We start from the raw sequence: 11,481 nt of genomic DNA on the forward strand, positions 1-11,481 counted from the left end.
CCCGGCGTTGCTGGAGCGTTGCTTTTACCCGCGTGCAATTAAAGATGGCCTCGCGGTCCTCGGGAGGCATCCTCGGGAACGAGAGGGCGGAGAGGCTTGCCTTTCGTGCCTGGAATCAGTCGCCGGATGCCCACGTCCAGATGGCCGGCTTCAACCGCCTTCACGCCCTTCACGGAGCGCGCGGCCCTGATGGCAAGTTCTTTCTCGGCTTGTGAATGCACCGTGCCGGTCAGCATCACCACGCCGGCCTTGGTATCCACAGAGACATCGGTCATGCTGACGCCCTTGGTGGTGGCGAACTCGGACTTCACCTTGGTGGTGATCCAGGTATCGCTGACCTTCTGGCCCATGCTGGTGCCATCCTTGGTGTCGGCCGCCTGATCCTCGCCACGGACGACCTTCAGCGTATCGGCCTGTACCGCTTTGACGCCCTCCACATGGCGCGCCGTGCGAATGGCCAAGGTCTTTCCCGCCTGCGACGCGACCGTGCCGTTGAGCATGACCACGCCGTCTCTGGTGTCGACCGAAATGTCCGTGAAGCTGACACCCTTGGTGGTGGCGAATTCGGACTTCACCTTGGTGGTGATCCAGGTATCGCTGATCTTCTGGCCCATCGATGGATCCGCCTGCGTGCTCATCCCGACGCGAACGAGCGGGGTGGCGGCTGTATGGGCCAGGACCGGACCTGCGCTCATGCCGAGAGCGGCAACGAGGCCGGTGACGATCCGTGTTTTGTGCAGTGTCCGAGTCTTCATGTGCTGTCTCCTTGATAGTGTGCAAACGGGCGTGCCTGCCCTGAACATGTACGCCGCCGGAGAGATGGCAGCGTCAGCACGACAGCAGCTAACCACCGGACGGATGAATGGCAGATACACGGCATCCGTCCCCCGGGTCTTGAGCGGACAAGCATCGGTGGCGCGGGTGATGCACAGGTGCCTGTTTTCATGCATTAAATCAGTCCTTGTGCAGTTGCCGCCCCGCAAACTGAACGAGATTTCCGCATGGTCTCAGCGGATGAGAAAAGACAAGACGATGCTGGCGTTGATGGCGCGTGGACGCGCACCGGCTATGATGATGACCGTAGTGGATACCCAACCTGACTCCATGCCACTGCAGCACTTCCATCCCGCGGTCGCCGCCTGGTTCGAGGGCCGCTTCGCTGCACCCACACCGGCGCAGGCGGCGGCATGGCCGTCCATTCGTTCCGCAAAGCACACCCTGGTCGCCGCACCGACCGGCTCGGGCAAGACCCTGACCGCCTTTCTGGCGGCGATCGATGCGCTGGTGCGCGAAGGCCTGGAACACGGCGGCGCGCTTCCGGACGCCACCCAGGTGGTCTACGTCTCGCCGCTGAAGGCCCTGTCCAACGACATCCACGTCAACCTTGAAGAACCACTGGAAGGCATCCGTGCCGAACTGGCCAGACGCGGCCTGCCGGACGTGACCATCCGCACCGCCGTGCGCACCGGCGATACCCCGCAACGCGAGCGTACGGCGATGCGCAAGCAGCCACCGCACATCCTGGTGACCACGCCCGAATCGCTGTACGTGCTGATGGGCTCCGCCTCCGGCCGGTCAACCCTGGCTACTGCGCGCACGGTGATTGTCGACGAGATCCATGCCATCGCCGCCAGCAAGCGCGGATCGCATCTGGCGCTGACCCTGGAACGGCTGGAAGCCCTGTGCCAGCGCCGGCTCACGCGCATCGGATTGTCGGCCACGCAGAAGCCGGTCGAACGCGTGGCACGCTTCCTGGTCGGGACCGGCCGCCACGCTGCATTGCCGGTGGATGTCAGCAACCTCGCGCAAGCACCGCCCGACTGCACCATCGTCGATGTCGGCTATACCCGGGACCGCGACCTGAAGCTGGAGGTTTCGCCGCTGCCGCTGGACGCGGTGATGTCCAACGATGCCTGGGCGCTGGTGTACAACCGCATCGCCCATCTGGTCGAGAGCCATCGCACCACGCTGGTATTCGTCAATACCCGGCGCATGGCCGAGCGCAGCGCGCGCGCGCTGGCCGAACGGTTGGGCGAAGATGCCGTGGCTGCGCACCATGGCAGTCTGTCGAAGGAACATCGGCTCGCAGCCGAACGCCGGCTCAAGCACGGCGACGTGCGCGTGCTGGTGGCGACTGCATCGCTGGAGCTTGGGATCGATATCGGCGATGTGGAACTGGTCTGTCAGCTGGGTTCGCCGCGTTCCATCGCCGCGTTTCTGCAGCGCGTGGGTCGATCCGGCCATAGCGTCGGCGGCACGCCCAAGGGTCGACTGTTCCCGACCACCCGCGACGACCTGGTCGAGTGCGCCGCCCTGCTCGACTGCATCCGTCGCGACGAGCTGGATGTACTGAGCGTGCCTCCGGCGCCGCTGGACGTACTTGCGCAGCAGATCGTGGCCGAGGTGGCCAGCCGCGACTGGGATCAGGACGCACTGTTCGATACCTTGCGCCGCGCCCAGCCCTATGCGGAACTGAAACGCGCGACCTACGATGGCGTGGTTCGCATGCTGGCCGAAGGCTTCACCACCCGGCGCGGCGCGCGCGCGGCCTACCTGCATCGTGACGCCGTGCATGGGCGCCTGCACGGACGCCGCAACGCGCGTCTGACCGCGCTCACCTCCGGCGGCACCATCCCCGATACGGGCGACTACCGCGTGGAACTGGAGCCGCAGTGTCAGGTGATCGGTACGGTAAACGAGGATTTCGCGGTCGAGAGCTCGGCGGGCGACATCTTCCAGTTGGGCAACCAGAGCTACCGCATCCTGCGCGTGGAGCGTGACCGGCTGCGGGTGGAGGACGCGCGTGGCCTGCCACCGAGTATCCCGTTCTGGATCGGCGAGGCGCCCGGGCGCACGCATGAGCTTTCGGCCGGTGTGGCGCGCCTGCGCGGCGAGGTCGACGATGCGCTGGAAGCCGGCGGTGCGGACGCGGCCCTGGCCCTGCTGCAGGAGACCCTTGGCATGGCCGAGGGTGCGGCCCGGCAGATCGTGGACTATCTCGGTGGCGCGCGGGCGGCTCTGGGCGTGCTTCCGACCCTGGACACGCTGGTCATGGAGCGCTTCTTCGACGAATCCGGCGGCATGCAGCTGGTGATTCATTCGCCCTACGGCAGCCGCCTCAACCGTGCCTGGGGCCTGGCCCTGCGCAAGCGTTTCTGCCGCAGCTTCAACTTCGAACTGCAGGCGGCGGCGACCGAGGACGCCATCGTGCTGTCGCTGTCGACCAGCCACAGTTTCCCGCTGGACGAGGTCGCGAAATACCTGCACTCCCATACAGCCGAACACGTGCTGATCCAGGCGCTGCTGGACGCGCCGCTGTTCCCGATCCGCTGGCGCTGGAACGCCACCAACGCGCTGGCATTGCCGCGCATGCAGGGGGGCAAGCGGGTGCCGCCGCAGTTGCAGCGCATGAAAAGCGAGGACCTGCTGGCCAGCGTGTTTCCCGACCAGGTTGCGTGCCTGGAGAACATCGTCGGCGAACGCGAAGTACCCGATCACCCACTGGTCTCCCAGACCGTGCATGACTGCCTGCACGAGGCCATGGACATCGACGGTTTGATCGCGCTGCTGCAGGGGCTGGAATCCGGCCGCATCCGCATGCTCGCGCGCGACTTGCCCGCACCCTCTCCGCTGGCCGCCGGGGTGCTCAACGCCGCGCCCTATGCCTTCCTCGACGATGCACCACTGGAGGAACGCCGCACCCAGGCGGTGCAGAGCCGCCGTTGGCAGGATCCACACGCCGACGACGATCTTGCTGCCCTGGACCCGGAGGCGATCGCGGCGGTGCGTGCCGAGGCCTGGCCCGAAGTACGCGACATGGAAGAGATGCATGAAGCCCTGATGGGCCTGGGCGTGGTCACCGAAGGCGATCTCCAGGCGCAACCGTGCTGGGAGCAATGGCTGCAGGCGCTCGCACGCCAGCAGCGGGCGACACGACTCATGCCCTCTGGTGATGCGCAGGAGGCGTTCTGGGTCGCGGCCGAGCGCCTGCCCCTCTGGAATGCCCTGCATCCGCGGGCCACGCTGCAGCCGCCGATCGACGCGCCGGCCGAATACGCTGCACAGGACTGGACGAGCGATTCGGCGCTGGTCGAACTGCTGCGTGCTCGACTGGGCGGCCTGGGTCCGGTGAACGTGGCCGTGCTGGCGAACGATCTCGCCGTCGCGCCCGGCAACCTGGACATCGCATTGGCCGCGCTGGAACGCGAAGGCAGCATCATGCGCGGTCACTTCACGCCCGAGGCTGACACCGGGGAGTGGTGCGAACGCCACCTGCTGGCGCGCATCCACCGCTACACCCTGGGGCGCCTGCGGCGTGAGATCCGTCCCGTGAAGCGGCGGGATTTCATGCGTTTCCTGTTCGATTGGCAACATCTTTCGGCCAGCAACCGCGTGCACGGTCCGGATGCCCTGGCAGGCGTACTGGCGCAGCTGGAGGGCTACGAAGCCGCGGCCGGTGCCTGGGAGTCGGAACTGTTGCCCGCGCGCGTGGCCGACTACGAAACCACCTGGCTTGACGACCTGTGCCGCGCCGGCCGGCTGGTGTGGATGCGACTGCGGGCGCGTAACACAGAACATGCCGCCAGCGGCCCGGTGCAGGCCACGCCGCTGGTGCTGTTGCCGCGCCGCGAACGCGTGTTGTGGGCTGCGGTGGCCGGCAATGCGGAGGCGGAGACGGTCCTTACCTCGCGGGCGCAAGCCGTGGCTGACGCGCTGGCTGAATATGGCGCACTGTTTTATGACGAACTGGCCACCCGCACCGGCCTGCTCAAGGCCGAGCTGGAAGACGCCCTGGGCGAACTGGTGGCTGCCGGTGCCGTGCATGCCGACAGTTTTGCCGGTCTTCGCGCGCTGCTGGTGCCCGCGAGCAAGCGCCACGCACGCAGGCATCGTCGCATGCGCTACCACAGCCTCAGCGGCATCGCCGATGCCGGCCGCTGGGCACGGGTGCGGCGGCCGACCGCAGCCGACGAGGTTGCACCGACGGATGCCATCGAGCATGTCGCGCGCACCCTGCTGCGCCGTTACGGCGTGGTCTGCTGGCGGCTGCTGCAGCGTGAGGCGCCCTGGTTGCCGCCGTGGCGTGAATTGTTGCGCGTCTATCAACGGCTTGAGGCGCGCGGTGATATCCGCGGCGGGCGTTTCGTCGATGGCCTGGTTGGCGAGCAATTCGCACTGCCCGAGGCCGTGAAGCTGCTGCGCGAGGTCCGCCGCCGCACCGACGATGGCGAACTGGTATGCGTGTGCGGCAGCGATCCGTTGAACCTGGTCGGCACATTGCTCACCGGCAGCAGGATTCCCGCGCTGGCGGGCTCGCGCATCCTGTATCGCGATGGTGTTGCCGTGGCCGCGCAGGTGGCCGGCAGGCTGCAGTTGCTGGCCGAACTTTCGAATCACGAGCAGGCCGTGGTGCGAGACCTGCTGCTGCGGCATGACGCCCGTGCCGAACCGCCGACTCCGCTGCCGGCTGAAGTTGCCGACCCAATCGACGAGAACGGATCCTCTGCTCTACGGTAACCGGCTGCTCCGGTTCACGAGGTCCGGCGCGCCGCATTCCGCGGCGCGCCCTTCTGCCCTCCTTAGTGCGTGGATCGGATGAATGCCGCTACGTTGTCGTGCAACTTTTTCAGTGCCGGTACGTGCACGTAGACCATATGGCCTGACTGATACAGGTGGACTGAAATGTTCTTGTGCAGTCGCTGCGGAATCGGCAGGTGATCGAGTTCATATTCTGCGGCAAAGAACGGAGTTGCCAGGTCGAAGTAGCCACCGTTCATCATGACCTTGAGTTTCGGGTTGGCCTTCATGGCCTGGGCCAGGTCGCCCATCACGTTGAGCGACTGCTGGTTGTGGTTGTGCGTGGAATCCCAATGGTCGAAACCGGCGAACAGGCGGTAGTGCTGGTTCTTGCCGAACTTCAGCGTATTGCGCACGTAGTTGTTGAACGTGGCCACATACGCCGAGCTGATCGCCGAGGATTGCGGGTCGTACTCGGATTCCTTGCTCATCGGATCCATGCTGGGTCCGGCAAAGCGTGTGTCCAGTCGGCCGGTGCTCAGGTCGTCTTTACCCAGCAGTTCATGCTCGAACATGCCGCCGTTGACGCGCAGGTCGGCCTTGACCCAGTAGGCTGTCGGCAGGCCGGTGTACTGATGCAGTTTCTCCGCCACGGCTTTCTCCTTTGCAGGATCAAGCGTGGAGCCGGCCATCAGGGCCTGTGCATAGGGCCCCATGGCGAAGTGTTCGACTTGCTTCAGGAATGGCTCGAGTTTGGCCGGCTGCTGCGGCAGCTTGTGGTGGTACCAGGCCGTGGCGGCATAGGTCGGCAGCGCCAAAAAGTAGGGCTGGTCAATGCCCGGATTGCTCTCCGGGCCGTCGATGCTGGTGTCGAAGCTGAGGATCTGCGACAGCAGGATCACGCCGTTGAGATCGACCGAGTCCTGATTCTCGAGGATGTTCGAGAGCACCGCGGAGCGCGTGGTGCCGTAGCTCTCCCCAAACAGGTACTTGGGCGAGTTCCAGCGGCCATATCTGGACAGGAATCGGGTGATGAACTGTGCGAAGGCCTGGCCATCCTGGTCGACGCCAAAGAATTGCTTGTCGCGCTTCTTCATCAGTGCGTCACGCTTGTCCTTGCTGGTGTCGGCGATCAGGCGCGAGAAACCGGTGGCCGGCGCATCGATGAACACCACATCACTGACGTCCAGCAGGCTGTAGTCATTGTTGACCAGCTTGTAGGGTGCGGCTGGCGTATGGGTGTGGTCGTTGGTGTCCACCCGGCGCGGACCGAAGGCGCCCATGTGCAGCCAGACCGAGGCCGAGCCCGGGCCGCCGTTGTAGATGAAGGTCACCGGACGCTTGCTCGCATCGGCGCCCTGCTTGAAATAGGCGACATAGAAGATGCTGGCCGTGGGCGTATTTTCGTTGTCACCCTTGCCGTGCAACACGATGGTGCCGGCCACGGCCTTGTAGTTGATGCGGTGTCCCTCGACACTGACGCTGCCGGTGGTGACCGAGCTTTGCGGCTTGGTGAGGGCCGCATCGGGCGAAGTGTTGTCTTTGGTCTTGGGTGCTGCATCGGCGGCATTCGCGGCGATAGACAACGAACACACGATCAGGGCGGACAACGCCGCCCATGCAAAAAATCTGCGCATTGAACTCTCCTGACATGGATTGAGGCCGCCGCGGAGGCGGCAACCCATTCAGCATACGCCCGCAGGCGGGACAGCCCATGGGCATGAAGTCACGCCTGGCGCTTGCGTCCAGTGACCGATGCCCGCATTAATCGCGCATGCCCGAACTCCCTGAAGTCGAAACCACCCGCCGCGGCATCGCCCCCCATCTCACGGGGCACCGCATCGAACGCGTGGTGTTGCGCCGCGCGGACCTGCGTTGGCCGATTCCCGCCGCCGTGGCCGAGCGGCTGCCCGGGCGTGTGGTCGATTCCGTGTCGCGCCGCGCCAAGTACCTGCTGCTGGAAACCGGCGCGGGCAGCGCGCTGTTGCACCTGGGCATGTCCGGCATGCTGCGCGTGCTGCCCGCAGATACGCCGGTGGAACGCCACGATCACTATGATCTGCTGCTCGATTCCGGCCGTGTACTGCGCTTCACCGATCCACGCCGCTTCGGCAGCCTGCTCTGGCAGCCCCCTGGACAGACGCACGCCTTGCTTGCTGGTCTGGGCCCCGAGCCGCTTTCGGATGCCTTTGATGGCGAGCTGCTCTGGCAGCGCTCTCGCGGTCGGCGCAGCGCGGTCAAGAGCTTCGTGATGGACCAGCGGGTGGTGGTCGGCGTGGGCAACATCTACGCCAGCGAAGCCCTGTTCGAGGCCGGTATCCTCCCGCAGCGCGCGGCCGGACGGGTATCGCGGACGCGATACGCGGCGCTGGCCCGGGCGATCCAGCGTATTCTCGCGCACGCAATCCAGCGTGGCGGCACCACGCTGCGCGATTTCCTCGCGCCGGACGGCGCACCGGGATATTTCGAGCAGGAGCTGATGGTCTATGGGCGAGCTGGCGATGCCTGCAGGCGGTGCGGCACGACGATCCGCAGCCGCGTGATCGGCCAGCGCAATACCTTCTGGTGCCCGGTGTGCCAGCGTTGAGCCCAGGCGCTAGACAGACTGCGTGCCCCGACGTCGTGCCACCAGCACCTTGCGTGCATACCCGAACAGCGGCAGTGAAGGCGTGGCGATCCAGGCCTGTTCGAAGCCGGCTGCCAGCAGTCGCTCGAGGATATCCTGGCCATAGTCGCGAAAGCACAGCACCCTCGATGAACCGGTGAAGGCATCCGCGTGGTACTCCGGGGTATCCAGGTGCAGCAGTTGGCCCTCGCGCAACGTGGCGCGCTCGTGGGTCTGTGCCACGTCCAGCAACGGAACGGTGAAGACGAATGCGCCGCCAGGCGCCAGGGCGCGGTGGACTTCGGCGAAGCCGCGGGCGTCGTCGGCCACATGCTCGAACACTTCGGTGGACGTGATCAGGTCGAAACGCCCGTCGGGGAACGTCAGCTGCTGCACGTCCTCGTTGCGGACACCATCGACGATTGCGCCCGGCACGCCATCCGCATCGTATTCGCTGAGCACGATCTCGGCCGCACGAGTGGTCAACCATCGGGCCAGTGCGCCGTGTGCGGACAATTCCAGTACCCGGCGTTCTGCCAGATCCGGGCAGGTCCGGTGAACCACGTCGATGATCGACTGGCTGATTGCAGAGGCACCGCAGCGTGTGCAGCGTACGGCCAGTTCGTCCCTGCGCAGCCGTACATGCAGGCGGTGCCCGCAGGCCGGGCATGACCAGCGGCCGAAACGCAACTCGAAGGGATGTAATTGGTGCAGGGCCTTGTACAGCACGCGGAGTGGTCGTGCAGCTGTGGGCATGATCTCAGCCCGGCCAGTCGAAGGCGATATGGGTGTTGTTGAACTGCGGATCTTCCAGACTTCCGGCGCGGCGTGCCCGCAGCAGGCCGGGCAGTCCCTCGATCTCCAGTTCCTGACCGTCCTTGAAGTGTGCGCCCATGACCTGACGTTCAACCAGCCGCAGGCAAAGCTCCCCCGCCGCATTGGTCTGTGCCGGCGGCACGCCACGGATGCTGACGTCGGGCCGGCCGAACTTCCGCATGCCACGGGTGCGGACCCAGAAATGGCCTTCACCGGCCTGGGGGTCGGGGTCACACAGGATCAGCACATGATTGCGCGCTGGTGCGCCCCCCTCGATCAGGAAGCGCGCGTGCCAGGCATCATGGTCGAACAGGCTCAGGATCTGCGGATCGGCCACGGCGACCGCGCCGATGTCGTACAGCGCAGCAAGCACGCCCAGGGTGTCGCGCAGGTAGTCGAGGCTGTCGGCGTCTTCCAGGCGGCCGCGCACGCTGAGGACCTCTGGTGCCTTGGCGGCAGCCGCGAAGGCTTGAGGATGGTCGTTTTCCAGCAATTCGCCCAGTGCACCGGCCAGTGGGTAGCCTTCCCACTGGCGCAGCGTGTCGTGCGGATAGCGGAACAACTCCACGCCATCGGGCAGACCCTTGCTGCCGAAGCGGGCGGCAGGAATACGCAGCTCCTGCTGGAACTGCCCGAAGACAAAGAACAGCAGCACCGCATGCTCGTCTCCCGGAGCCCAGTACGGGCGGATCCAGATGCTGGTGTTGGATAAGGGCATGGGCAAATCCTGTCAGTCTGCGGTGTCTTGGGTGCGCTCCAGGGGCAGCACACTCTGTTGCAGTTCCACGCGCCCCTCACCGGACATGATCTTCTTGAATTCGGCCCGGCTCACGGAGACATAGCGTTCATTGCCTCCGATCTCAACCTGCGGTCCGTCGCGCACGGCGCGCCCGTGTTCATCCACGCGCACCACCATGGTGGCCTTGCGGCCGCTGTGGCAGATCGTCTTGATCTCCTCCAGGCTGTCGGCCCAGGCCAGCAGATGGCGGCTGCCTTCGAACAGTTCGCCACGAAAATCGGTACGCAGACCGTACGCCAGCACCGGAATGCCGAGGATGTCGACCACATCCGTCAGTTGCCATACCTGGGCGCGCGCAAGGAACTGGGCTTCGTCCACCAGCACGCAATGCAGTTCACCGTTCGCCTCGATGTCGGCGCGCACCTGTGCCAGCAGATCGGCATCGCCGGTGAAGCGTTGGGCGCTGGTCTTCAGGCCAATGCGCGAGACAACCACGCCTTCACCGTATCGGTCGTCCAGTGCCGGTGTCATCACCAGGGTGCGCATGCCCCGCTCGTGGTAGTTGTAGGCACTTTGCAGCAGGGTGGTGGTCTTGCCGGCATTCATCGCCGAATAATGGAAGTACAGTTTGGCCATGTGTGCGACGGGAGTGATGACTCGGAAAGGGGAAAATCGGGCGGCGATTCGCCCATGCAGCAGTGTAACGCGGGGCGCGGAGGCAGGCTCTGCTATCCTCGGCGCGCCCATCCTGTACCGACTTGAACGCGATGCTCAATCCCGAACAACGTGCCGCCGTGGAACATTGTGACGGCCCGCTGCTGGTGCTTGCCGGCGCCGGATCCGGCAAGACCCGTGTCATCACCGAGAAGATCGCCTACCTGATTGCGCGCCGCAATCTGGCGCCGGGCAAGATCGCCGCCATCACCTTCACCAACAAGGCAGCGCGCGAGATGCGCGAAAGGGTGGCCAAGCTGATCAGCAGCGAAGCGGCCCAGGCACTGACCGTGTGCACCTTCCATGCGCTGGGCCTGAAGTTCCTGCACATTGAGCATGCGCGAGCCCGGCTGCGGCGCAACTTTTCGGTGCTGGACGCCGACGATTCCGGCACGTTGATCAAGGAACTGGCACCGGCCGGCATCAAGTCCGATGCATTGTGGGCCCTGAAGAACCTGGTTTCGCAGGCCAAGAATGCCGGATTGACGCCGGAGCAGGCCGAAGACGCCGCGCGCGGCGGGCGCGAGCTGGAGGCGGCCGGCATCTATGCCCGCTACCAGCAACGCCTGGCGGCCTACAACGCGGTCGACTTCGATGACCTGATCCGCCTGCCGCTGCAGGTGCTGGACGCCGATGCCGAGGCGCGCGCCGCGTGGCAGGAGCGGCTGCGTTACCTGCTGGTGGACGAATACCAGGACACCAACGACGCGCAGTACCGCCTGCTGCGGCACCTGGCCGGCACGCGCGGCGGCTTCACCTGCGTGGGCGACGATGACCAGTCGATCTACGCCTGGCGTGGTGCCAACCCGGAGAACCTGGACCAGCTCGGGCGCGACTGGCCTGATCTGAAGGTGGTCAAGCTGGAACAGAACTACCGTTGTGGCAAGCGCATCCTGCGTGCAGCCAATACGCTGATCGCGAACAACACGCACCTGCACGTGAAGAAACTTTGGAGCGAGCTGCCCGACGGTCCGCCGATCCGCGTGCTCGAGTGCAACGACAGCGAGCACGAAGCCGAGCGCATTGCCGCGATCTGCACCCATCTGGCCGAGAAGCATCGCGCCCGCTGGCACGAGTTCGCGGTGCTGTA

At 65.5% G+C, this 11,481-nt stretch carries 8 protein-coding genes; 3 read left to right on the plus strand and 5 right to left on the minus strand.

Features of this window, described 5'->3' with window-relative positions; all coding sequences use genetic code 11:
- Positions 1 to 38: 38 nt before the first annotated feature.
- Positions 39 to 755, minus strand: coding sequence for a BON domain-containing protein (locus PF446_RS03935; protein WP_298069941.1), 717 nt, complete (start codon positions 753 to 755; stop codon positions 39 to 41).
- Between the two features lie 349 nt (positions 756 to 1,104).
- Here PF446_RS03935 and PF446_RS03940 point away from each other — a divergent pair, with 349 nt between their 5' ends.
- The gene (locus tag PF446_RS03940) at positions 1,105 to 5,517 is read left to right on the plus strand and encodes a DEAD/DEAH box helicase (RefSeq protein ID WP_298069947.1); all 4,413 of its coding nucleotides are present in this window, start codon (positions 1,105 to 1,107) and stop codon (positions 5,515 to 5,517) included.
- A 62-nt stretch (positions 5,518 to 5,579) separates the two neighbouring features.
- Here the strand turns inward: PF446_RS03940 and PF446_RS03945 are convergent, their stop codons facing one another.
- On the minus strand, positions 5,580 to 7,154 hold the full coding sequence (locus tag PF446_RS03945; RefSeq protein WP_298069942.1) for a peptidase S10: 1,575 nt from the start codon (positions 7,152 to 7,154) through the stop codon (positions 5,580 to 5,582).
- Between the two features lie 137 nt (positions 7,155 to 7,291).
- On the opposite strand from PF446_RS03945, the gene mutM reads away from it, so the two are divergent.
- Positions 7,292 to 8,104, plus strand: a complete 813-nt coding sequence (gene mutM / locus PF446_RS03950; protein ID WP_298069943.1) for a bifunctional DNA-formamidopyrimidine glycosylase/DNA-(apurinic or apyrimidinic site) lyase — start codon at positions 7,292 to 7,294, stop codon at positions 8,102 to 8,104.
- Positions 8,105 to 8,113: 9 nt separating this feature from the next.
- Here mutM and PF446_RS03955 read toward each other — a convergent pair whose 3' ends face one another.
- The 3 genes from PF446_RS03955 to PF446_RS03965 are packed head-to-tail and all read right to left on the minus strand — an operon-like array spanning position 8,114 to position 10,313.
- Positions 8,114 to 8,878, minus strand: coding sequence for a methyltransferase domain-containing protein (locus tag PF446_RS03955; RefSeq protein ID WP_298069944.1), 765 nt, complete (start codon positions 8,876 to 8,878; stop codon positions 8,114 to 8,116).
- Between the two features lie 4 nt (positions 8,879 to 8,882).
- Positions 8,883 to 9,656 carry a hypothetical protein gene (locus tag PF446_RS03960; RefSeq protein ID WP_298069945.1) on the minus strand — a complete coding sequence of 258 codons (774 nt, stop codon included), beginning with the start codon at positions 9,654 to 9,656 and terminating at the stop codon, positions 8,883 to 8,885.
- A gap of 12 nt (positions 9,657 to 9,668) precedes the next feature.
- The gene (locus tag PF446_RS03965) at positions 9,669 to 10,313 is read right to left on the minus strand and encodes a thymidine kinase (protein ID WP_298069946.1); all 645 of its coding nucleotides are present in this window, start codon (positions 10,311 to 10,313) and stop codon (positions 9,669 to 9,671) included.
- Positions 10,314 to 10,444: 131 nt separating this feature from the next.
- On the opposite strand from PF446_RS03965, the gene PF446_RS03970 reads away from it, so the two are divergent.
- On the plus strand, positions 10,445 to 11,481 hold a 1,037-nt coding region (locus PF446_RS03970; protein ID WP_298069948.1), incomplete at its 3' end, for a UvrD-helicase domain-containing protein.

The organism is Oleiagrimonas sp. (genome assembly GCF_027858935.1).
Classification (GTDB): Bacteria; Pseudomonadota; Gammaproteobacteria; order Xanthomonadales; family Rhodanobacteraceae; genus Oleiagrimonas.